This is a genomic window from Thermophilibacter sp. (assembly GCF_966187215.1).
Genome location: NZ_CBIFYV010000116.1, coordinates 40,539 through 62,472, shown reverse-complemented (window position 1 = coordinate 62,472; position 21,934 = coordinate 40,539). Strand labels below are relative to the sequence as shown.

Genomic DNA, 21,934 nt, shown 5'->3' with positions numbered 1-21,934 from the left:
GGCCCGTTCGTCTAGCGGTTCAGGACGCCGCCCTCTCAAGGCGGAGATCACCAGTTCGAATCTGGTACGGGCTACCAAACGTGACAGGGTCGGTCCTTCGGGGCCGACCCTTTTGCTTTCAACCCACAAAATGTGTATGTCCGCCGCACCGCTCTCGATTAACCCGCAAAATCTGACATTCACAAACCTTAATCCTGCAATTATATGATTATGAAATCATTTTTTGCGGGTTATTGCCGCGCGGACGGTGGGTTGTCGGTAATTGGGAATCGGCGGCAGGTAATTTGGAGTCGCCGGCGGCCGGCGGGTTGTTGGCAGACGGCGAGAAGCCCGGCGCCGGGCGAGAAGTGCGGCGCCGGGCGAGAGGGGCGCGCGCTCGCGGCCGGGCGCTGACTCACGCGCAGCCGGCGCACCCCGCGCACGCGGACAGCGCCGTGGGCGTGACGGCCAGGCCGCCCCGCGCGGTCTCGCGCAGCCGTGACGGCAGCGCGTGGCCCACCTCGGCCATCGCGCCCACGGCCTCGTCGAACGGCACGAGCGGGCGCACGCCCGAGAGCGCGAGCTGAGCGGACGAGAACGCCGCGGCCACGCCGATCGCGTTTCTCGCCTGGCAGGGGACCTCCACGAGTCCGCCCACCGGGTCGCACACGAGCCCGAGCAGGTTGGCGATGGCCAGCGAGCTCGCGTCGAGGGCCTGCTCGGGCGTACCGCCGTGCAGCTCCACGAGCGCCGCGGCCGCCATCGCCGCCGCCGAGCCGACCTCGGCCTGGCAGCCGCCCTCGGCGCCGGCCACGCACGCGTGCGTCTGGATGTTCATGCCCACGGCGGCGGCGCACCACAGCGCCGACTCCACGTCCCTCTCGCTTGCCCCGAGCGCGTCGGCGCAGGCCAGCACGCAGCCGGGGACCACGCCCGCCGAGCCCGCCGTCGGCGCGGCCACGATGACGCCCATCGCCGCCGAGCGCTCGAGCACCGCCATCGCGCGCGTCACGGCGTCGGTCTGCACCGGCCCCATGAGCGAGCCGGCCCAGCGCGCGGCCCCCTCGCTCACGCGCCGCGCCTTGCCGCCGATGAGGCCGCCGAATGGGCGGCGCGGCGTGGCCACCGGCTCCGTGGTCTCCGCGCGCATGACCTCCGCGACGCGCCGCATGGACGCCGCCGCGCGCTCCTCGCCGGTGAGGCCGCGCTCGCGCAGCCGCATGACGCCGCCGATGGAGAGCCCCCGCTCGGCGCAGGCCGCGAGCAGCTGCGCGCCGTCGTCGAAGAGCTCCGCGGCCGTGACGCCCGGCGCGGCCGCCGTCAGCGACCCCGGCACGCTGATCAGGGTCGCGAAGTCGACGTCGCGGATGCGGCGGATCATCGGGAGCACCGAGTCGTCCGGCGCCTCGTCGGTCTCGAAGACGGAGTAGGCGCGCCCGCCCTGCTCGGTGCGGTAGGTGCGGCAGAAGGCGATGTTGACCTCGGCCATCGCGAGCAGGTGCGTGAGGGAGGCGAGAAGCCCGGGCGCGTCGCGGTGCGCCACGAAGAGCGTGACGTAGGCGCCGGTGATGTCCACGCCCACGCCGTCGATGCGGCTGATGCGCATCTTGCCGCCGCCGAGGCTCTCGCCGCGCACCTGGCAGCGCTCGCCGCCCTCGCTCGTCATGTCGATGTCCACGGTGTTGGGGTAGACCGACGCGTCGTCGCCGGCCGCCTCGAAGGAGTAGTCGAGCCCGGCCTCGCGCGCGAGGTCGAAGGCGTCGCGGATGCGCTCGTCGTCGGTGTCGAGCCCGAGGACGCCCGCCACGAGCGCGCGGTCGGTGCCGTGGCCGCGGTAGGTGTGGGCGAACGAGTTCCACAGCGTGAAGCGCACGCGCGCCACCCGGCCCTCCAGCAGCGACGCCGCCACGCGCGCGCAGCGCAGCGCGCCGGCGGTGTGCGACGAGCTCGGCCCCACCATCACGGGGCCGAGGATCTCGAAGGCCGAGGTCGTGGCGAGGGTCTGCGGCTGTGCGGCCATGTTTCCTCCAATGTGGAAAAGGGACTGTCCCTTTTCCACGCTAGGCGGCCATCGAGCGGGCGCGGTCGATGCGCGCGAGGCAGTCGTCGCGGCCGATGAGCGCCATCGTCTCGCCGAGCGGCGGCGACACCATGTTGCCGCACACGGCCACGCGCACGGCCTGGAAGACCAGGCGCTTCTTGACGTCGAGCGCCTCGGGCAGCGGCTCGAGGGCCGCGTCGATCGCCTCGGCCGTCCAGTCGCCCAGCGCCTCGAGCGCGCCGCGCGCGGCGTCGAGCACCGCGCCCATGCCCTCGCGGCCGAGCCCCTTGCTCACGGACTTCTCGTCGTAGGCCAGGGTCTCGGCCGTGGCGAAGACCGGCGCGGCCACCTGGGCGGCGTCGGCGCTCATCTTGGTGCGCGGGCGGCAGATCCGCGCGAGCGCGGCCCACCAGTCGGCGTCGTGCTCGCCCGGCTCCACGCCGGCGACCTCCAGCGCCGGGCGCATCACGTGCTCGGTGTACTCCTCGTCGCTCATGCGGTTGATGTACTCGGCGTTCATCCAGTCGAGCTTGGCCGGGTCGAAGGTCGCTGGGTTCTTGGACACGTGGTCGAGGCTGAACTCGCGCGCGAGCACGTCGCGCGGCACGATCGTGGTCTCGCCGTCGAGCGACCAGCCCAGAAGCGCCAGGTAGTTCACGAAGGCGTCCGAGAGGTAGCCCGCGTCGCGGTACTCCTCGACGCTCGTGGCGCCGTGGCGCTTGGAGAGCTTCTTGCCGTCCGCGCCCAGGATCATCGAGATGTGCGCGAAGGTGGGCACCGGCGCCCCGAGCGCCTCGTAGACGATGACCTGGCGCGGCGTGTTGGAGAGGTGGTCGTCGCCGCGGATGACGTGGGTGATGCCCATCGCGGCGTCGTCCACCACGGTGGCGAAGTTGTAGGTGGGCGTGCCGTCGGTGCGCTGGATCACGAAGTCGTCGAGCTCGCGCGCCGCGAAGGTGACCTCGCCGTGCACGGCGTCGCGCACGACCACGTCGCCGCGGTCCTCGGGCACCTTGATGCGCAGCACGTACGGCTCGTCGGCGTCGATGCGCGCCTGGGCCTCCTCGCGGCTGAGCGAGCGGCAGCGGCGCTGGTAGCCCTGGAACGGGTCCTTGCGCGCGCGGGCCGCCTCGCGGTCGGCCTCGAGCTGCTCGGGCGTGCAGAAGCACGGGTACGCCTTGCCCTCGTCCCACAGGCGCTGCGCGGCGTCGCGGTAGAGCTGGGCGCGCTCGGTCTGCCTGTAGGGGCCGAAGTCGCCGCCGACCTCGGGGCCCTCGTCCCAGTCGAGCCCGAGCCAGCGCATGGCGCGCAGGATGACGCGGGTGTTCTCCTCGGTGGAGCGCGTCGGGTCGGTGTCATCGATGCGCAGGATGAAGGTGCCGTGGTTGGCGCGGGCGAAGGCCCAGTTGTAGATCGCGGTGCGCGCGCCGCCCACGTGGAGCTTGCCGGTGGGGGAGGGCGCAAAGCGAACGCGCACGGGGGTGTCTGCCATGAGGTTCCTCTCGGTGGCTCTTCTCGTCACATACGCATCCCAGTATAGCGCGGAGGGCGGCCGCCCCCGCGCCCGCGCACGGCGAGAGGCCCCGCGGCTCAGGCGCCGGCGGGTGCGGCCTCGCCGACCGTGGACTCGCGGACGATGAGCTCGGTCTCGAGCACCATCGAGCCGGCGCCGCGCTCGTTGCCGGCGAGCAGGTCGAGCAGGAGCCGGCAGGCCGAGAAGCCCATGCGGTAGCGCGGCTGGTTGACGGTCGTGAGCGTGGGCGTGAGCATCGTGGACAGCTCGGCGTTGTCGAAGCCCACCACCTTGAGGTCGCGGGGGATCTCGATGCCCGTCATGTGCGCCGCGCGCACGACGGCCGCCCCGAAGGTGTCCGAGACGGCGAAGATGCCGTCCGGGACCTCGCCGGAGTCAAAGAGGTGGACGAGGGCGGAGTAGGCGAGCGCGTAGCTGTTGTCCGGCACCTGCAGGATCCAGCCGGGCAGCACGCTCACGTCGTGGGCGCGCGTCACCTCCACGAACCCCTCCAGGCGCTCGCGCGAGAACTTGAAGTCGTTGGAGCCCGCCACGATGGCGAGCCGGCGGCATCCGCACGAGATGAGGTGCTCGGTGGCGCGCTGGGCCGCGAGGTTGTCGTCGACGGTCACGTACGGCGCGTCCACGTCGGTGCGACGCTCGGCGCACTGCACGAGCGGCACGACGGCCTCGACGGCCTGGATCGCCTCGGCGGACAGCGGCGAGGTCGTGATGACCCCGCTCGCCCCGCAGCGCCTGAGCGTCGAGCAGAACGAGCGCGCCGTGTCGTTGGTGATGTTGTCCCAGGATATGAGCAGGTCGTAGCCCGCGTCGCTCGCGGCCACGCGCGCGCCGTGGACGATCTCGCTGTAGAAGGGGTTGTCGAGCCAGGGGAGGTTCACCACGATGAGCCCGCCGTCGCCCGCCGCGCCCGCTCCCCCGTAGCCGAGGCTGCGGATGCTCGCGTTGATGCGGGCGAGGGTGCGGGGGTTCACGAGCTCGGGGTGGTTGAGCGCGCGCGACACCGTGGCCGGGGACACCCCCGAGCTCTCGGCGACCTGGGCGATGGTGACCCTGCGACCGAGCGTCATGGCCGCTCCCTCCGTGGCCGACGTGCCCTCGCGTACCCCGTCAGTGTAGACGATGCGCGTCCTCGTGTGCCCGTGATGAAAGATATTTTCACTGGACGGCGGGGGAGCCCGCGAGCGGCCCCTCCGGGGCGGCGAGCGGCGCGCTCCGCACGAACAGGGTGGTAGCAGGGCCGTTCAGCCGCATTTCACCGACGTTCGTGGAATTTCGCCCCCGCCCCCGCGCGCCGGACCGTAGCATCGCAGATGAAAGAAATGACGCAGAACTACTGAAAACTCTTTCATAATCGCGCGCCGCCGCGAGGCGCGCCGCGCGGGAGCCAGGCCCGTCCGCCTCGTCCAGGAGGTAGCAATGGTCAGAATCGGCGTCATCGGCTGCGGCAAGATCGCCCAGGTCCGGCACATCCCCGAGTACGAGGCCAACCCCGACGCGCGCGTCGTCGCGCTCTTCGACGCCAACGCCGAGCGCGCCCGCGCGCTGGCCGCCGAGCATGGCTGCCGCGCCTGCGCCACCCTCGAGGAGCTTCTCGCCGCCGACGATGTGGACGCCGTGAGCGTCTGCACCTCCAACGCCACCCACGCCCAGGCCGCGATCGCCGCCCTGCGCGCCGGCAAGGACGTGCTGTGCGAGAAGCCCATGGCGGTGACGATCGAGGAGTGCGAGGCCATGGTCGCCGCCGCGCGCGAGACCGGCCGCACCCTGATGATCGACCAGAACCAGCGCCTCGCCAAGGCGCACGTCCGCGCCAAGGGGCTGCTTGACGCCGGCCGGATCGGGCGCGTGCTCACCTTCCGCACCACCTTCGGCCACGGCGGCCCCGAGACCTGGAGCGTGGACCCGGGCACCGGCAGCTGGTTCTTCGACCCCAAGCGCGCCGCGATGGGCGCGATGGCCGACCTCGGCGTCCACAAGACCGACCTCGTCCAGTGGCTCATCGGCCAGACCGTGGTCTCCGCCACGGCCAGGGTGACCACGCTCGACAAGCGCGACCCCGCGGGCAACCTCGTGGGCGTGGATGACAACGCCCTGGTCATCTACGAGATGAGCGGCGGCGCGGTGGGCACGATGACCGCCAGCTGGACCTACTACGGCCCCGAGGACAACTCGACCGTGCTCTACGGCACCGAGGGCGTCATGCGCGTCTACGACGACCCTGCCCACTCCATCGTGATCGACCGGCGCGACGGCGAGCGCGAGCTCTACGACGTCGAGGCCATCCAGACCAACGACAACCAGACCGCCTCGGGCGTCATCGACGCCTTCGTGGACGGCCTCGTGCGCGGCGAGGGACCGCTGATCAGCGGCGAGAGCGTGCTGCCCGCCATGCGCGCGGTCTTCGCCAGCATCGAGTCGAGCAGGACCGGCCGCACCGTGGCGGTCGCGACGGACAAGGAGTAGCGCCATGAAGATGGGATTCATCACCTCGCTTCTCGATGGCTGGACCTACGAGGAGATGATCGACGAGGTCGCGCGCATCGGCATCGAGTGCGTCGAGGTGGCGTGCTGGCCCAAGGGCAAGGCCGAGCGCAAGTACGGCGGCGTGACCCACATCGAGGTCGACCGCGTGGTGGAGGACGACGCCTACGCCCGGCACGTCCTGGACTACGCCGGCGAGAAGGGCGTGGACATCTGCGCGCTCGCCTACTACCCCAACAACCTCGACCCCGACCCGGAGCGCCGCGCGTTCTTCAACGACCACCTCGTCACGACCATCCGCGCCGCCGCCAAGCTCGGCGTGCCCAAGGTGACCACGTTCATCGGGCGCATGACCGACAAGACCTTCGAGGAGAACCTCGAGGTCCTGCCCGAGGTCTGGGGCCCCATCCTGAAGGTCGCCGAGGAGGAGGGCATCCGCGTGTGCATCGAGAACTGCCCGATGCTCTTTGACGCCTCCAACTGGCCGGGCGGCCAGAACATCATGACCTCGCCGGCCAACTGGGAGCGCGTCTTCGAGGTGCTGCCGAGCAAGAACCTCGGCATCGCGCTCGACCCGAGCCACTTTGTCTGGCAGCAGATCGACTGCGCGGCCGCCATCCGCGACTTCGCTGACCGCATCTACCACGTGCACTTCAAGGACATCAAGCTCAAGCCGGCCGAGCTCGCGCGCCGCGGCACGATGGCCTACCCGCTCGACATCATGGAGCCCAAGATCCCGGGCTGGGGCGACGTGGACTGGGGCGACTTCGTCTCGCAGCTCACGATGATCGGCTATGACGGCGACTGCTGCCTGGAGATAGAGGACCGCTTCTTCGAGGACAGCCGCGAGCACCTCGTGCAGTCGATTGAGCTCTCCAAGCGCTACATGGACCAGTTCGTGATCTAGGCGCCGGGCCCGCGGGACCGACCCGCGACCCGCGCCACGGGAAGGGTGATCTGCCCCGCCCCAGGGAGGGCGGGGAGAAGGGAAAGAAGAGGGAGAAAGGAACCGCCATGTCCAACATCTCGCGTCGTTCGTTCGTCGCCGCGTCGAGCGCCTCGCTGCTCAGCGTCTTCCTCGGCGCCTGCAGCAACGACACCGGCTCCGACGCCGGCTCCGACTCCGGCGGGGACGCCGCCGCGGCCTCCGGCAAGCACATCTACGTGCTGACCGCCTCGCCCGACCACGGCTGGACCGGCCAGGTGGGCGTCTTCGCCCAGGAGAAGGTCGACGAGATCAACGAGGCCGGCACCTACACCGCCGAGCTCCAGACCGCCGGCGCCGCCGCCGACCAGATCGCCCAGGTCGAGGACATCCTCGCCGGCAACCTCGACGACGTCGCCGGCATCGTCATCCAGCCGCTCGACGACACGCTCCAGTCCGCCATCCAGTCCATCGTCGACGCCGGCGTGCCGTACGTGGCCTTCGACCGCATCATCGAGGCCGTCCAGGACAGCGCCGTGGCCAACGTCAAGGGCGACAACGAGGGCATCGGCGCGGGATCTGCGGCCTACTTCGTGGAGAACGGCATGCAGCCGGGCGACGCCGTCTACATCTACCAGGGCGACACCTCGTCGGTGACCACCCTGCGCGACGACGGCTTCACCGAGTACCTGCTCGGCAACCTCGAGTTCGACGGCTCGACCGTGCCCGAGGACCAGAAGTGGACCCAGGAGCAGATCGACTCCGCCATCACCAAGTCCGGCGCCATGAACTGGAGCCGCTCCGACACCAAGGCCGCGTTCGAGTCGCTGCTCGGCGACGAGACCAACGCCAAGATCAAGTGGTGGTACGCCGAGGACGACGAGCTCGCCATGGGCATCCTCGAGGCCCTCAACGGCGGCGGCATCTCCGACTCCGCCAAGGAGGCCTTCTACGAGACCAAGCCGTTCATCACCGGCTGCGGCGGCCTGCAGGAGTACTACGACGTCATCGGCGGCGAGAGCTACCAGGACATCGTGGCCAACCTCGGCGGCGCCATGTCCGTCACCTACTCGCCGATCATGATCCAGACCGCCATCCAGGACATGGTGGACCACCTCGACGGCAAGGAGGTCACGCAGGACCACGTCATCGCCTGCGAGAACGTCACCGCCGAGAACGTCGACGAGTACGTCGGCTTTGAGTAGGAGGCCCTCCTCGGCACCCGCCCGTCGGCAGCACGCGGGCGGGTGCCCCCCATGCGCCCGCCGCGCCCGTGCTGCGCGCGGCGGCCGCACGGGGACGCGCCGCGAGGGGCCCGGCCCCGTCGAGCGCCGCCCGATTCCCAGCCGTCAGACGAAGGGAGCCCCATGGAGCTTCTCGCCATGAAAGGCATCCGCAAGTCGTTCAGCGGCGTGAGCGTCCTGAACGGCGTCGACCTGCACGTGCGCCGCGGCGAGGTCCACGCGCTGCTCGGCGAGAACGGCGCGGGCAAGTCCACGCTCATGAACATCCTGACCGGGTCGTACGCGGCCGACGCCGGCACCGTCGCCTTCGACGGGGCCGACCTCACCGGCGCCTCGATCCGGGCGGTCGAGAGGGCCGGCATCGCCTTCGTGCACCAGGAGCTGAACCTCTTCAACGACCTGCTCGCCTACGAGAACATCTTCCTCGGTCAGGAGGAGACCGGCCCGCTCTTCTCGCTGCGCAAGCGGAGCATGGTCGCCAAGGCGCGCGAGCTCTTCGAGCGCCTGGGCGTGGACATCGACCCCATGACCCCGGTCTCCGAGCTCAAGCAGAGCCAGAAGCAGCTGCTGGAGATCAGCCGGGCGCTGTTCTTCGACGCCAAGCTGCTCATCCTGGACGAGCCCACCACGGCGCTCAACACCGCCGAGGTCGAGCACCTGTTCCGGATCGTGCGCGGCCTGCGCGACCAAGGGACGTCGTTCATCTTCATCTCGCACAAGATGCCCGAGATCTTCAGGCTCTGTGACTCCTACACGGTGCTGCGCAACGGCAGCCTCGTGGGGTCCGGCGCGATCGCCGACACCACGCCGCGCGAGGTCACGGGCCTGATGGTGGGCGCGACGCTCTCGGAGCGCGGGGCGTGGGAGCCGCGCGAGACCGGCGAGGTCGTGCTCACGCTCGACCACTACTCGGGCCCGGGGTTCGCCGACGTCTCGATGGAGGTGTCGCGCGGGCAGGTGATCGGCCTCACGGGCCTCATGGGCTGCGGCTCGACCGAGCTCATGCAGTGCCTCTTCGGCATCGGGCGGCCCACGGGCGGCTCGGCCAGCGTGAGGGGCCGGCGGCTGCGCGGCGGCTCGATCCACGAGGCCATGAAGGCGGGCGTGGCCATGCTGCCGAGCGACCGCAAGGAGAACTCCGTGGTGCCGGACATGTCGCTCCTGGAGAACATGTACCTCTCCGAGCACGTGCTCTCGGCGCGGCGCCCGCGGATCAGCCGTCGCCGCGAGCGGGAGCGCTTCGAGCGCTACCAGGGGCTGCTGAGCATCAAGGCGAACTCCTGCGACGACAGCATCCTGTCGCTCTCGGGCGGCAACCAGCAGAAGGTGTTCATGGCGCGCTGGCTCAACACCGACGCCGAGATCCTTCTGCTCGACAACCCCACGCAGGGCATCGACGTGGGCGCCAAGGCCGAGATCTACCACCTGATTCTGGACCTGGCGCGCGAGGGCAGGACGGTGCTCATCAACACGCTCGAGATCCCCGAGCTGCGCGAGGTGGCCGACGTCTGCTACGTGCTCTACGAGGGCCGCGTCGTGAGACGGCTCGAGCACGACGAGATAGACGAGCGGACGGTCATGCTGTACTCGACGAACTCCGTCCAGGACGACCAGCCGGTCGAGACAAGTGAGTGAGGTGCTCCCATGGTGAACGAGAAGCAAGCGGCGCGGCCGGCGGGCCTGTCCGCCGCGCTCGGGTTGGTGAAGAGGTACAGCTTCGTCCTGGTCTTTCTCGCCATCCTGATCGTGTACGCGGTCGCCAACGGCGGCCTCACCCTGAACGCGGGCATGAACGTGCTGCGCCACAGCGCCGTGATCGGCACGATCGCCATCGGCATGGGCATCGTGTGCCTGACCGGCGAGATCGACCTGTCGGTGGGCTCGATGCTCGCGCTCGTGGCGGGGTTCTCGGTGGTGGTGTTCAACGCCACGGACTCCATCCCGCTCACGCTGGTCTTCGCGCTGGCGTTCGGCGCGGCGTGCGGCCTGGTCAACGGCTTTCTGGTGGGCGTGGTCAAGATGCCGGCGTTCATCGTCACCCTGGCCACAATGCTCATCTACCGCTCGGTCGCCCAGTATGCCTGCCAGCACCTCCCCAAGGAGCTGATCGGCAACGGCAGCTCGGTGTACCGCATGTCGAGCGAGCTGTCCTCCTACGACCCGCTCTACACGTTCGGCAACGCGCGCGTGGCCGGCGTGCCCATCGTGGGCCTCGTCATGGTGCTCATGGTGGTGCTGTTCGTGTACGTGTGCACGTCCACCAAGTTCGGCAAGAAGATCTACGCGGTGGGCTCCAACGCCCGCGCCGCGCACCTCGCCGGCATCGGCGTGCCGCTCATGAAGACGCTCGTGTTCACCATCGCCGGCGCGCTCGTGGGCCTCTCCGCCTTCCTGTGGGTGGCCATGAACGCCTCCGCCGACCCGGCCACCACCGGCTCGAGCTACGAGATGTACGCGATCGCCTCGGTGGTGCTCGGCGGCATCAGCATGAGCGGCGGGCGCGGCCGGATGATCGGCGTGCTGTTTGGCGCGCTGTCGTACGACGTCATCGACAAGATCATCATCGCGCTCAAGATGGACGCGCTCATCCAGGACACCATCAAGGGCGTCATCCTGATCGTGGTCATCATGATCCAGGTGGCCGGCCCTCAGCTCAGGGAGTTCTTCGGGCGGCGGCGCGGCACGGGCGGCACGCAGTAGGCGCACCCGCGCGGCGCCGAGCCCGCGAGACCTTTCCCCCTCCGCCCTCCCGCCGGTCCCGAGCGGGAGGGCGGACGTGCGCGCGCCGGAGGGGCCCTCAACCGGAAGCTCCCGTCAATACGCACGCTTTCAGCGGAAGCTCCCGTCTATACGAACGCTTTCGACCCCCAAAGCGTTCGTATCGGCAGGAGCATTCCCGGCGCGCATGGGGCTCGCCCCACGTGGGTATCATGTAGGGGTTGCCCCGGCGGAATGGTAACGGCCACCGGGAGTCGTCGAAAGGGAGACCATGTCTGACACCAATCGTTCCAGCGCGTCGCGCAACTACCTCTTCACCTCCGAGAGCGTCACGGAGGGCCACCCCGACAAGATATGCGACCAGATATCCGACGCCGTCCTCGACGCGCTTCTCGCCAAGGAGGCGGAGCTCGAGGCCGCGGGCTACGTCTCGCCCACGGGCGCGCCCGCCAGCGTGGAGAACGTGCGCTGCGCGTGCGAGACCTTCGTCACCACCGGCACCGTGGTCGTGGCCGGCGAGATCCGCACCGAGGCCTACGTGGACGTGCAGAAGATCGCCCGCGACGTGATCCGCCGCATCGGCTACGACCGCGCCAAGTACGGCTTCGACTGCGAGACCTGCGGCGTCATCAACATGATCCACGAGCAGAGCCCCGACATCGCGGCCGGCGTGGACGAGTCCTTCGACGCGCACGAGGGAGCGACCGACCCGCTCGACCGCGTGGGCGCCGGCGACCAGGGCATGATGTTCGGCTACGCCACCGACGAGACGCCCGTCCTCATGCCGATGCCGCACTACCTCGCGAGCCGCATGGCCGAGCGCCTGGCCGCCGTGCGCAAGGACGGCACGGTGCCGTACCTGCGCCCGGACGGCAAGACCCAGGTGACGGTGCGCTACGAGGACGACCGCCCCGTCGAGGTCACGGCCGTGGTGGTCTCCACGCAGCACGACGCCGTGGTCACCGACATGGGCGTGGTGCGCTCCGACATGATCGAGCACGTGATCGCGCCGGTGCTCGACGCCGCGGGCATCGCGTGGGGCGACGCGGACGTCTACGTGAACCCCACCGGGCGCTTCGTGGTGGGCGGGCCCATGGGCGACACGGGCCTCACCGGCCGTAAGATCATCGTGGACACCTACGGCGGCATGGGCCGGCACGGCGGCGGCTGCTTCAGCGGCAAGGACTGCACCAAGGTGGACCGCTCGGCCGCCTACGCCGCGCGCTGGGTGGCTAAGAACGTGGTGGCCGCGGGGCTCGCGCGCCGCTGCGAGATCGAGCTGGCCTACGCGATCGGCGTGGCGCACCCGCTGTCGGTCATGGTGGACACGTTCGGCACGGGCGTTGTGGACGATAGCGTGATCGAGGCCGCCGTCGAGAAGGTCTTCGACCTGCGGCCGGGCGCGATCATCCGCGATCTGGACCTGCGGCGGCCGATCTTCGAGAAGACCGCCGCGTACGGCCACTTCGGCCGCGAGCTGCCGGAGTTCAACTGGGAGCGGCGCGACCGCGTGGACGCGCTGCGCGCCGCGGTGGAGGAGCTTCGGTAGGGGAGACACGGGCGGCGGGTCTGTCGTCTTGGAGGAAGGGCGGTCGGTCCCTGGGGGCCGGCCGCCCTTTCGCATGACGGGGCGCCGCCGCAAGCCCCCGGTGCCCGCAGCCGCACTTATTGTTGTCCGGGTGACATTGTGAACATCATCAGCGAATCAGCGGACCTTTGCGTAAGATTCTTGTTAAAGAGCAGGTAAACAGCGCATTCGCCAAATTGTCCTTCGTGACGTTGTTGTGCAAACACAACATTTTGGCTACTGTTAATGACACCGGGGGTACATTGCTGTGCCGGAATGACTGACTCGGGCGCCCGCGCGCCCCGTACGTGGAAAGGGGTAGGGTTCCATGACCCTGCTGGAACTGCTCGCGCTGCTGCGAAAGCACCTCAGGCTGGTGGTGGCGCTCCCAGTTGCGTGCGCGCTCGTCATGGGCGTCTACAGCCTCCTCTTCATGCCCGACACCTACACCGCCACCACGAGCATGTACGTGCTCGCGAGCGCCCAGGACGGCGGTAGCTCGAGCTCGCTCTCGAGCGACCTGTCGGCCTCGCAGATGGTGGCCAACGACGTGGCCACGCTGCTCCAGAGCGACCGCGCCCTCTCCGAGACGGCCTCCGACCTCGGCCTGCAGAGCCTCTCCGACTACGACGTCTCCGTCACCAGCGAGACCACCTCGCGCGTCATCACCCTCACCGTCACCGGTCCCGACGCCCAGACCGCGGCCGACGCCGCCAACGCCATGGTGAGCAACGTCTCCGCCATCGCCCAGGAGGTCATGAGCGTCGAGTCCGTCAACCCGATCGACCAGGCCCAGGCCCCCACGGCCCCCAGCGGCCCCAACCGCGCGCTCTACGTGGCGGTGGCGCTGATGGCGGGGCTGTTCGCCGCGGTGGCCGTCGTCGTGGTGGCCGACATGCTCAACACCAGGGTCCGCGGCCAGGAGGAGGTCGAGGAGCTCCTCGGCATCCCGGTGATCGGCCGCGTGCCCGCCATGAGGGGTGGGATGTAGCCATGCCGAAGAAGGGGAGCACCGACCGCGTCTTCCTGCAGAACTCCATCAAGACGCTGGCGACCAACATCCGCTTCGCCTCCGTGGACGACCCCGTCACGAGCCTCGTGGTCACGTCGTCGGTCCCCAACGAGGGCAAGTCGACGATCGCCGTGGAGCTCGCGCGCGCCATGGCCGGCGGCGGCCAGCGCGTGCTGCTCGTCGAGTGCGACATGCGCCGCCGCACCATCGCCAACATGCTGGGCCTCCACGCGCGCTCGGGGCTCTACGCCGTGCTCTCCGGCCAGGCGGAGCTCGCCGACGCGGTCGTCGAGACCGGCACGCGCGGCCTGCAGTTCCTGGACTGCGAGCCCCACATCCCCAACCCGGTGGACGTCCTCTCGTCCAAGCGCTTCCACCGCTTCGCGCAGGAGCTGCGCGGACAGTACGGCTTCGTGATCTTCGACACGCCGCCGCTGTCGGCGTTCGTGGACGCCGCCGTGCTCTCGTCGGTGGCCGACGCCACGCTTCTGGTGGTGCGCCAGAACTTCGTGCGCCGCGACGAGCTCACGGCCGCCTACGCGCAGCTCCAGAAGGCAGAGGCCAACGTCATCGGCGCGGTCCTGAACTACTGCGAGAGCGAGAAGAGCGACTACTACTACAGCTACTACGCCAAGGGCGAGAAGGGCGGCAAGCCCCGCCGCGAGAGGGACGAGAGCCCGGTCATCACGCCCGCACCCGCGCCCGCCGCACCGGCGCAGAAGGCGCCGGCCCCGCAGGCGGCGCCCGCGGCCCGTCGCGCCGCGGCCCCGGCGGCGACGCGCGGCACGGGGTCCGCGAAGGCCCCGGCGGGGGCGGCCGGCCTGCGCCCGCTGCCCAACGCGCCCGCGGCCTCGCCGGGCTCGACGGCGCAGTTCCTCGCGGGGACCAGCTACCGTCCGCGCGTCCCGGTGGACGACGAGTAGGGCCCGGCGCCGACTCGAACCGCGGCCCGGACAAGGACGGACCACCAGAGATCTCAGCGGGGGGGCGACTTCAATGAGGGACATGCACTGCCACATACTGCCCGGCGTGGACGACGGCGCGCGCGACCTGGAGATGAGCCTCCAGATGCTGGAGGCGGCCCAGGAGGCCGGCGTGACGTCGATCGTGTGCACCCCGCACGCCCGCGACCCCTACTTCGACTACGACGCCATGTGGGAGGCCTACCGCGAGCTCACGGCCGCGACGGGCGACTTCCCCATCCGCATGGGCTTCGAGGTGGCGCACGCCAAGCTCATGGAGCTCGGCGTGGAGGAGTGGGCGCCGCGCCTGGCCTTCGACGGCGGGCGCGAGTTCCTGCTCGAGCTGGACCCGGGCTGTCGCGAGGCCACCTTCCAGGAGTACGAGCGCACGATCTTCGAGCTCCAGGGCATGGGCTACGACGTCATCATCGCGCACCCGGAGCGCTACCGGGCCATCCAGGAGAACACCGACATCGCCGTGCGGCTCGTGCGCATGGGCTGCAAGCTCCAGGCCTCGGCCGACTTCGTGGCCGGCGGCCGCCTGGGCAAGGAGAAGCGCCCGGCCAAGAAGATGTTCGACCAGCGGCTCTACCGCTACATAGCGAGCGACGCGCACCGCCCGGAGCACTACGCCTACCTCAAGGCAGCCGTGCGCGACTATCCCACGAGGGGGGCGCACATGCGCGTGACGTAGGCATCGCGCGGCCGGCCGTTTGCCGTGGCCGCACTCGTCGCGCGCGACGCCCGCGCGCCGTCGAGCGGGGCCACGGCAGGGGACCGGGTCCTCTGCGACATATCTCGTAGGCAGGCGATGGACGCCAGGTGCGCCTCGTATCGGGTCTCGGGAGGATGAATAGCCGTTCGCTTTTTCGGTCTGTCATCGGACTGATGGGTGATGCCCCGACGACATGAGGAGGTCGCGTATGAAGACCTATGTCATGCAGGTGAGCACCGGGCGGGAGCGACAGACCATCGAGCTGCTCGAGCACGTGCTCGGGGGCGGGTCCAAGGCCCGGTTCTTCTCGCCGCGCTATCGCTTTCGCAGGAAGATCAAGGGCGCCTGGGTGCTCACCGAGGACCTGCTAATCCCCGGATACGTGTTCTGCGCCGCGTCCATGCTCGACATCGACGAGGTGGTGGGCCAGCTCAGACGGGTCCCCGCCTTTACCAAGGTTCTCTCCGTGAACGGCAGCTTCATCCCCCTGAACCAGGACGAGGAGTCGTGGCTCAATGCGCTCACCGGCGAGAGCCACGTCGTGGAGCCCTCGTACGGGTTCGTCGAGGGCGACCGCGTGGTCATAACCGACGGCCCCCTGGTGGGGCTGGAGACCCAGATTAAGAAGCTCGACCGTCACAAGCGCCTGGCCTACGTGGAGGTGCACCTTCTGGGGCGCACCAAGCTCGTCAAGGTGGGGGCAGAGATTGTCAGGAAGAGTATCAGCTAGCTCGGGCGCTGCTTGTGGAGAAGGGTGCGGGCCCGCTGCCGTCGAGGATGATGTCACGGCTGTCGCGGCGGAGCGCCTGCGGAACGGCCGGCTGGGCTACCGCGCCGTGAAGCGCGCCTTCGACGTGGCGTTCAGCGCCTGCGCGCTCGTGTGCCTGAGCTGGCTCTTCCTCATCGTGGTGATTGCGATAAAGCTCGACGACCCCGAGGGGCCGGCGATCTTCCGCCAGGTGCGCGTGGGTCGGGACGGGCGCGAGTTCGTGATGTACAAGTTCCGCAGCATGCGGGCGGACGCCGAGGAGCGCCTGGCCGAGCTCCAGGCGATGAATGAGAAGGACGGCCCGGTCTTCAAAATCGCCGACGACCCGCGTGTGACGCGCGTGGGGCGTGTGATCCGGAAGACGTCGATCGACGAGCTGCCGCAGTTCGTGAACATCCTCAAGGGGGACCTCTCCGTGGTGGGCCCTCGCCCCGCGCTGCCAAATGAGGTCGCGGAGTACACGCCGAGGCAGCTGCAGCGCCTGAGCGTGAAGCAGGGGATTACCTGCTATTGGCAGACGCGTCGAAACCGAGACGCGATTCCCTTCGACGAATGGGTCGACCTCGACCTGCTCTACGTCCGCCAGTGCAGCGTATGGACGGACCTCAAGCTGATCGTCCAGACCGTGGGCGTCGTCCTCACGGCGCAGGGGAGCTGATATCCATGGAAAACACTATACACATCGTCCTACTCTCTGGCGGATCGGGTACGCGTCTGTGGCCGCTCTCGAGTGATGAGCGCTCCAAGCAGTTCCTCAAGGTCCTGCGCGACGCCGAGGGTCGGCACGTCTCCATGGTGCAGCGCGCCTTCGGCCAGATCGCGCGCATGGTGCCGGAGGCCGACGTGACGGTCGCCACCTGCGCCGACCAGGAGCGGATGCTGCGCCTGCAGGTCGGCGCCTCCTGCGACGTGGTGACCGAGCCCGAGCGCCGCAACACCGCCCCCGCCATCCTGCTCGCGTGCGAGTACCTGCGCTCAGAGCGCGGCCTGGCGGACGACGAGGTGGTCGTGGCCATGCCCATCGACTCCTACGTGGAGGACTCGTACTTCGCCAAGGTCGCTGATGTTGCCCGCGCGGTTCGTGACGGCGCCGGCGACATCGTCCTGCTCGGGGTGGAGCCGACCTACCCGAGCGAGAAGTACGGCTACATCGTCCCGGAGGCCCCCGAGGGCTCGCCCCGAAAGGTGTCCCGCTTTACCGAGAAGCCCGATGCGGCCACCGCGGCCGAGCTCATCGCGAGGGGCGCGCTCTGGAACAACTGCGTCTTCGGCATGAGGCTCGGCTACGCGCTCGGCGTGCTCGCTCGCTACGGGGAGTTCTCCTCGTACGCCGACCTGCGCGATCGCTACGCGGAGCTCCCCAAGAACAGCTTCGACTACGAGGTCGTGGAAGGGGCGGACTCTGTGGCCGTGGTGCCCTACGCGGGCGAGTGGAAGGACCTCGGCACCTGGAACACCCTCACCGAGGAGATGACAGACGCTGCCTCTGGTTGGACGGTGCTCGACGAGGCGACGTGTCCCGATACTCATGTGATTAACGAGCTCGATTTGCCCGTCGTGATCGCGGGAATACCCGATGTCGTCGTGGTGGCCACCACCGACGGCGTCCTCGTCTGCTCGAAGGAGCAGAGCCCGAGACTCAAGGAGCTCGTTGCAAGGATTGATGATGCCCGATAGTAAGAGACCAAGGGTAGCGCTTGTCCACGACTGGCTCGTCCAACAGGGTGGGGCCGAGCGTGTGCTCAAGTGTCTCCACGAGATGTGGCCTGACGCCCCAATCTACACGCTCGTCTACGACGAGGGGCGCGCACCCGCTTGGTTGCGCGACTGCGACGTCCGTACCACCTACATCCAGCGGTGGCCGGGTGCCAAGCGCCACCACAAGCTTCTGCTCTCCTTCATGCCACGCGCCTGGGAGGCGCTCGATCTCACCGAGTACGACCTTGTGATCAGCTCCTGCGCGAGTTGCTGCAAGGGCGTGCTCACGCGGCCGGACGCCACGCACATCTGCTGCTGCTACTCGCCCACGCGCTACGTGTGGGATCTCTACTACGAGTACCTAGCCGGTGCGGGAGCTATCAAGCGCCTTTTCATGCCCCGCATCATCCACAAGGTGCGGATGTGGGACTTCCTCGCCGCGCAGCGCGTGGATGAGTTTGTCGTGGACTCCGACTTCGTGGGCAAGCGTGTGGAGAAGTTCTACCGTCGTCATGCCACGACGATTTATCCCGGCGTCGACATTGACAAACAGGAGGTCAGGGACACACCCGAAGACTACTACCTCGTCGTGTCCAGGTTCGTGGGGTACAAGCGGGTTGACATCGCCGTCGACGCCTGCAACCGTCTTGGACGCAAGCTTGTGGTCATCGGCTCAGGTGGAGAGGACGAGGAGCGCCTTCGCGCCTCGGCCGGTCCCACCGTGCGATTTCTGGGACGCGTCTCCGACGAGGAGATGCGCGAGTGGTACGCCGGGGCAAGGGCCTTCCTCTTTCCCGGCATGGAGGACTACGGTCTCACTCCCGTCGAGGCCATGGCGGCTGGTGTTCCCGTGCTCGCCTATGGGAAGGGCGGCGCGCTCGAGACCGTATCCGATGGCCGCACCGGCCTCTTCTTCTATCAGCAGGACGCGGACGGCCTCTGCGCCTGCATCGAGCGCTTCGAGGCGGAGGGGGTCTCCCTCAGCCGCCAGGAGATACACGAGTACAGCAAACGATTCTCAGAGGCCAACTTCGTCAAGGAGTTCCGCGCCTTTGTGGACAAGACCCTGGAAGAGAGAAAGGCATAGCATCCCATGAAGAAGGCTCTCATCACCGGCATCACCGGCCAGGACGGCAGCTACCTCGCCGAGCTCCTCGTCGAGAAGGGCTACGAGGTCCACGGCATCGTCCGCCGCTCCGCCGAGCACACCACCGGCCGCATCGACCACCTGATCTCGGCGGGCTCGGTGACGCTGCACGACGGCGACCTGTCCGACTCCTCCTCCATCGTCCGCGTGATGGGCGAGGTGCGCCCCGACGAGGTCTACAACCTCGCCGCGCAGAGCCACGTGGGAGTCTCGTTCGACGCGGCGGAGTACACCGGCGACGTGGACGCCATCGGCGTCCTGCGCGTGCTCGAGGCCGCCCACATCCTCGGCATGGACAAGACGTGCCGCATCTACCAGGCCTCGACCTCGGAGCTCTACGGCAAGGTGGAGGAGGTGCCCCAGAACGAGGAGACCCCGTTCCACCCGTACAGCCCCTACGCCGTGGCCAAGCAGTACGGCTTCTGGATGGTGAGGGAGTACCGCGAGGCCTACGGGATGTTCGCCTGCAACGGCATCCTCTTCAACCACGAGTCACCGCGCCGCGGGGAGAGCTTCGTGACGCGCAAGATCACCCTCGCCGCCGCGCGCATCGCCGAGGGGCTGCAGGACCACCTCGAGCTCGGCAACCTCGACAGCCTGCGCGACTGGGGCTACGCCAAGGACTACGTCGAGTGCATGTGGCTCATCCTACAGCAGGACGAGCCGGACGACTTCGTCATCGCCACGGGCGTCCAGCACTCCGTCCGTGAGTTCGTGGAGTGGTCCTTCAGGCACGTGGGCATCGAGCTGCGCTGGGAGGGCTCGGGCGTCGACGAGAGGGGCTACGACAAGCAGACAGGTAGGATGCTGGTGTGCGTGAACCCGGCCTTCTACCGTCCGACCGACGTCGTGAACCTCTGGGGCGATCCAACGAAGGCGAGGACGAAGCTCGGCTGGGACCCTCAGCGCACCAGCTGCGAGGAGCTCTGTCGCATCATGGTGGAGCACGACCTCGAGCTGGCGAAGCGGGAGGCGAGTCTCCTGTGATGAGCGGCGGCAATAGTGTGCTGATCTTCGGAGTATCCGGCTTCGTGGGCGGCTACCTCACCCGCGAGCTCAAGACGCACGGCTACAAGGTGTTTGGGTCGGATAGGGGCGGGTCCTCGTCGGATACGTCGCTAGATGCATACTGCGGCTGCGATGTCACCGACTCGGCGGGGGTCGCGAGGGTGGTCGAGGAGCTCACGCCCTCCGTCATCGTGAACCTAGCAGCAGTCAGCTCGGTTGGCCAATCATGGAGGATGCCCCAGGCGACCGTGTCCGTCAACGTCAACGGAGCGCTTAACATCTTGGAGGCGGCCAAGGCGATGGAACGGCCCCCGAAGGTTCTGCTCGTGGGCTCAAGCGAGGAGTACGCTCCCAGCACCAAGCCTCTCAAGGAGACAGATCCGCTCGACGCCACGAATCCCTACGGCATCTCGAAGATCGCCCAGGAGAGGTTCGCGGAGATTTACTGCGAGCGTTACGGTTTGAAAGTCTACCTAACACGCTCCTTCAACCACACGGGAGTGGGCCAGACCGCGAGTTTCGTCCTGCCGAGCTGGTGCAAGCAGGCCGCCGACATCCAACGTGTAGGTAGGCCGGGATTCATGCGAGTCGGCAACTTGGACGTCTCTCGCGATTTCTCGGATGTCAGAGACATTGTCAGGGGCTACCGCATGCTTGTAGAGAGTGACCATTATGGACAAGCGTATAATTTCGGTAGTGGGGAAAAGCATTGTCTAAAGGAACTCCTCGACTATGTTACAGCACTTGGAAATGGCAATATAGAAATCCAATCGGATGAAAACCTGCTTCGTCCGAGCGATAACCCTGTTGTATGGGCAGACTGCTCTAAAGTCGAACGTGATATCGGCTGGCGTGTCCGGTATCCAATCGAAGAAACAATACAATCCATTTTTAACTCGTATCTTAATCAGAGTTTAGTATAACCATGAGAATACTATTGATTAGCTCTCTATACCCGCCAAATGTAGTTGGAGGGGCTGAGATAAGTGTAGAGAAGCTGGCAACGCAGCTAGCCGGCATGGGGCATAAGGTGTATGTTCTTACCACTGGGGAGACTGACAGGGAGTCATTGCGCGATACCGGAGTTGCGGTAGTTGAACGACGGTTTAATAATATTATGTCGTTTTGGGAGTTTAAGCACTCGGCGTTTAGTAAAAGAGTAATTTTTAAATTAATAGATTATTTTAACGTGCTAAACAAAGCCATATTGATGAGAGTAATACAAGATATCCAGCCCGATGTAATACATGCAAACAACATATACGGAATCAGCCCCGTTGTTTGGCAGGTTGCTTATTACAGCAAAGTTCCTCTTGTACAAACATTGAGGGATTATTACTTTGTTTGTCCTAAAGCAAATCTTATGAGACACGGATTAGCTACGTGCAGTAATCCATTATTTGTCTGCAAGCTGTTTCGATTGTTCTACAGGCGTCAGTCAAGAAGTGTTACAGCACTGACGGCACCCTCGTCTTATACTCTGAAACAGTTTGTCGATGAGCGATACTTTGAGAATGCGATACAGGAAACAATTTATAACGCAATCGATATCGAACCAAAACGTTTTGAAGCACTATCTGCCCTAAGAACAGTCTCTCGCCCAGATAATGGCGCGTTCAACGTTGTGTTCGTGGGGTCGCTTATAGAATCAAAGGGCGTTCGCGTTTTGTTAAAGGCGATAGATAAGGTCGATTCGTCTTTTGTATTTCACTTTGCTGGGAAGGGTCGGCTGCTGCCAGAGGTGGAAGAATTTGCACGATGTCATGACAATATTGTAATACACGGATTCTTAAGCGAGGACAAGCTGAATCGTCTGTTGTCTGAAATGGATGTGCTAGTCTGTCCTTCGATTTGGCCCGAACCGTTCGGCAGAGTAGTTCTCGATGCATATAAATCATGCTTGCCAGTCATATGTACCAATTCGGGAGGGCTTCCAGAATTGGTAATCGATAACGTGACAGGCCTGATAGTTGAGCCAAATAACGCAGGGCAGTTGGCTCAAGCGATAATAGAAATAAAGGGTTGGGAATGGTCTGAAGATCGCGTTAGGGCGATGGAGAAGAATCTCGAGAGGTTTTCTATTGCATTTCAAGCAAATCAATTCGTGGAGTTATATAAGCAGATTATTTGA

The 21,934-nt window shown here is 66.9% G+C and carries 19 protein-coding genes and 1 tRNA gene; 17 read left to right on the top strand and 3 right to left on the bottom strand.

The features are described from left to right. Nucleotides 1-77: transfer RNA gene (locus tag ACWTSU_RS09370), tRNA-Glu, on the top strand. Between the two features lie 317 nt (nucleotides 78-394). On the opposite strand, the gene sdaAA is transcribed toward ACWTSU_RS09370, so the two are convergent. From sdaAA to ACWTSU_RS09355, 3 genes are all read right to left on the bottom strand, one after another. Beyond that, entirely contained in the window at nucleotides 395-1,999 is a 1,605-nt protein-coding gene (gene sdaAA / locus ACWTSU_RS09365) for an L-serine ammonia-lyase, iron-sulfur-dependent, subunit alpha (RefSeq protein ID WP_455140030.1), read from the bottom strand. A 40-nt stretch (nucleotides 2,000-2,039) separates the two neighbouring features. After that, on the bottom strand, nucleotides 2,040-3,512 hold the full coding sequence (gltX, locus tag ACWTSU_RS09360) for a glutamate--tRNA ligase (RefSeq protein ID WP_455140028.1): 1,473 nt from the start codon (nucleotides 3,510-3,512) through the stop codon (nucleotides 2,040-2,042). A gap of 98 nt (nucleotides 3,513-3,610) precedes the next feature. Beyond that, nucleotides 3,611-4,624: a LacI family DNA-binding transcriptional regulator gene (locus tag ACWTSU_RS09355; RefSeq protein WP_455140026.1), complete on the bottom strand. Its 1,014-nt coding sequence runs from the start codon at nucleotides 4,622-4,624 to the stop codon at nucleotides 3,611-3,613. Between the two features lie 349 nt (nucleotides 4,625-4,973). Here ACWTSU_RS09355 and ACWTSU_RS09350 point away from each other — a divergent pair, with 349 nt between their 5' ends. The 16 genes from ACWTSU_RS09350 (at nucleotide 4,974) to ACWTSU_RS09275 (ending at nucleotide 21,934) form a co-directional block, all read left to right on the top strand. Then, nucleotides 4,974-6,020, top strand: coding sequence for a Gfo/Idh/MocA family protein (locus tag ACWTSU_RS09350; protein WP_455140024.1), 1,047 nt, complete (start codon nucleotides 4,974-4,976; stop codon nucleotides 6,018-6,020). Nucleotides 6,021-6,024: 4 nt separating this feature from the next. Further along, the gene (locus ACWTSU_RS09345) at nucleotides 6,025-6,945 is read left to right on the top strand and encodes a sugar phosphate isomerase/epimerase family protein (protein ID WP_455140022.1); all 921 of its coding nucleotides are present in this window, start codon (nucleotides 6,025-6,027) and stop codon (nucleotides 6,943-6,945) included. A gap of 107 nt (nucleotides 6,946-7,052) precedes the next feature. Beyond that, complete coding sequence (locus ACWTSU_RS09340; RefSeq protein WP_455140020.1) at nucleotides 7,053-8,168, top strand: substrate-binding domain-containing protein; 1,116 nt, start codon at nucleotides 7,053-7,055, stop codon at nucleotides 8,166-8,168. Between the two features lie 162 nt (nucleotides 8,169-8,330). Beyond that, nucleotides 8,331-9,842, top strand: a complete 1,512-nt coding sequence (locus ACWTSU_RS09335) for a sugar ABC transporter ATP-binding protein (protein WP_455140018.1) — start codon at nucleotides 8,331-8,333, stop codon at nucleotides 9,840-9,842. A 9-nt stretch (nucleotides 9,843-9,851) separates the two neighbouring features. Next, a complete protein-coding gene (locus ACWTSU_RS09330; RefSeq protein WP_455140016.1) occupies nucleotides 9,852-10,907 on the top strand; it encodes an ABC transporter permease in 1,056 nt (351 codons plus the stop codon). Between the two features lie 289 nt (nucleotides 10,908-11,196). Next, nucleotides 11,197-12,474, top strand: coding sequence for a methionine adenosyltransferase (metK, locus tag ACWTSU_RS09325; RefSeq protein WP_455140014.1), 1,278 nt, complete (start codon nucleotides 11,197-11,199; stop codon nucleotides 12,472-12,474). Nucleotides 12,475-12,820: 346 nt separating this feature from the next. Continuing rightward, a complete protein-coding gene (locus ACWTSU_RS09320) occupies nucleotides 12,821-13,483 on the top strand; it encodes a YveK family protein (protein ID WP_455140012.1) in 663 nt (220 codons plus the stop codon). 2 nt (nucleotides 13,484-13,485) lie between these two features. Further along, entirely contained in the window at nucleotides 13,486-14,427 is a 942-nt protein-coding gene (locus ACWTSU_RS09315; protein ID WP_455140010.1) for a CpsD/CapB family tyrosine-protein kinase, read from the top strand. An 82-nt stretch (nucleotides 14,428-14,509) separates the two neighbouring features. Beyond that, nucleotides 14,510-15,160, top strand: a complete 651-nt coding sequence (locus tag ACWTSU_RS09310) for a CpsB/CapC family capsule biosynthesis tyrosine phosphatase (protein ID WP_455140008.1) — start codon at nucleotides 14,510-14,512, stop codon at nucleotides 15,158-15,160. Between the two features lie 229 nt (nucleotides 15,161-15,389). Then, nucleotides 15,390-15,911, top strand: a complete 522-nt coding sequence (gene loaP, locus ACWTSU_RS09305; RefSeq protein ID WP_455140006.1) for an antiterminator LoaP — start codon at nucleotides 15,390-15,392, stop codon at nucleotides 15,909-15,911. Then, nucleotides 15,889-16,608, top strand: a complete 720-nt coding sequence (locus ACWTSU_RS09300) for a sugar transferase (RefSeq protein ID WP_455140004.1) — start codon at nucleotides 15,889-15,891, stop codon at nucleotides 16,606-16,608. Before loaP ends, ACWTSU_RS09300 begins: the two co-directional genes overlap by 23 nt. A 5-nt stretch (nucleotides 16,609-16,613) precedes the next feature. Then, on the top strand, nucleotides 16,614-17,627 hold the full coding sequence (locus tag ACWTSU_RS09295; protein ID WP_455140002.1) for a sugar phosphate nucleotidyltransferase: 1,014 nt from the start codon (nucleotides 16,614-16,616) through the stop codon (nucleotides 17,625-17,627). Then, nucleotides 17,527-18,735, top strand: coding sequence for a glycosyltransferase (locus tag ACWTSU_RS09290; protein ID WP_455140000.1), 1,209 nt, complete (start codon nucleotides 17,527-17,529; stop codon nucleotides 18,733-18,735). The genes ACWTSU_RS09295 and ACWTSU_RS09290 overlap by 101 nt, the downstream gene beginning before the upstream one ends. A 6-nt stretch (nucleotides 18,736-18,741) precedes the next feature. Continuing rightward, nucleotides 18,742-19,782, top strand: a complete 1,041-nt coding sequence (gmd, locus tag ACWTSU_RS09285; RefSeq protein ID WP_455139998.1) for a GDP-mannose 4,6-dehydratase — start codon at nucleotides 18,742-18,744, stop codon at nucleotides 19,780-19,782. After that, nucleotides 19,782-20,726 carry a GDP-mannose 4,6-dehydratase gene (locus ACWTSU_RS09280; RefSeq protein ID WP_455139996.1) on the top strand — a complete coding sequence of 315 codons (945 nt, stop codon included), beginning with the start codon at nucleotides 19,782-19,784 and terminating at the stop codon, nucleotides 20,724-20,726. The genes gmd and ACWTSU_RS09280 overlap by 1 nt, the downstream gene beginning before the upstream one ends. A gap of 14 nt (nucleotides 20,727-20,740) precedes the next feature. Beyond that, the gene (locus ACWTSU_RS09275) at nucleotides 20,741-21,934 is read left to right on the top strand and encodes a glycosyltransferase family 4 protein (RefSeq protein ID WP_455139994.1); all 1,194 of its coding nucleotides are present in this window, start codon (nucleotides 20,741-20,743) and stop codon (nucleotides 21,932-21,934) included.

Coding starts and splice junctions, on each gene's coding strand:
- sdaAA (WP_455140030.1), bottom strand. CDS start 1,999: ATGGCCGCACAGCCGCAGACCCTCGCCACGACCTCGGCCTTCGAGATC.
- gltX (WP_455140028.1), bottom strand. CDS start 3,512: ATGGCAGACACCCCCGTGCGCGTTCGCTTTGCGCCCTCCCCCACCGGC.
- ACWTSU_RS09355 (WP_455140026.1), bottom strand. CDS start 4,624: ATGACGCTCGGTCGCAGGGTCACCATCGCCCAGGTCGCCGAGAGCTCG.
- ACWTSU_RS09350 (WP_455140024.1), top strand. CDS start 4,974: ATGGTCAGAATCGGCGTCATCGGCTGCGGCAAGATCGCCCAGGTCCGG.
- ACWTSU_RS09345 (WP_455140022.1), top strand. CDS start 6,025: ATGAAGATGGGATTCATCACCTCGCTTCTCGATGGCTGGACCTACGAG.
- ACWTSU_RS09340 (WP_455140020.1), top strand. CDS start 7,053: ATGTCCAACATCTCGCGTCGTTCGTTCGTCGCCGCGTCGAGCGCCTCG.
- ACWTSU_RS09335 (WP_455140018.1), top strand. CDS start 8,331: ATGGAGCTTCTCGCCATGAAAGGCATCCGCAAGTCGTTCAGCGGCGTG.
- ACWTSU_RS09330 (WP_455140016.1), top strand. CDS start 9,852: ATGGTGAACGAGAAGCAAGCGGCGCGGCCGGCGGGCCTGTCCGCCGCG.
- metK (WP_455140014.1), top strand. CDS start 11,197: ATGTCTGACACCAATCGTTCCAGCGCGTCGCGCAACTACCTCTTCACC.
- ACWTSU_RS09320 (WP_455140012.1), top strand. CDS start 12,821: ATGACCCTGCTGGAACTGCTCGCGCTGCTGCGAAAGCACCTCAGGCTG.
- ACWTSU_RS09315 (WP_455140010.1), top strand. CDS start 13,486: ATGCCGAAGAAGGGGAGCACCGACCGCGTCTTCCTGCAGAACTCCATC.
- ACWTSU_RS09310 (WP_455140008.1), top strand. CDS start 14,510: ATGCACTGCCACATACTGCCCGGCGTGGACGACGGCGCGCGCGACCTG.
- loaP (WP_455140006.1), top strand. CDS start 15,390: ATGAAGACCTATGTCATGCAGGTGAGCACCGGGCGGGAGCGACAGACC.
- ACWTSU_RS09295 (WP_455140002.1), top strand. CDS start 16,614: ATGGAAAACACTATACACATCGTCCTACTCTCTGGCGGATCGGGTACG.
- ACWTSU_RS09290 (WP_455140000.1), top strand. CDS start 17,527: ATGTCGTCGTGGTGGCCACCACCGACGGCGTCCTCGTCTGCTCGAAGG.
- gmd (WP_455139998.1), top strand. CDS start 18,742: ATGAAGAAGGCTCTCATCACCGGCATCACCGGCCAGGACGGCAGCTAC.
- ACWTSU_RS09280 (WP_455139996.1), top strand. CDS start 19,782: ATGAGCGGCGGCAATAGTGTGCTGATCTTCGGAGTATCCGGCTTCGTG.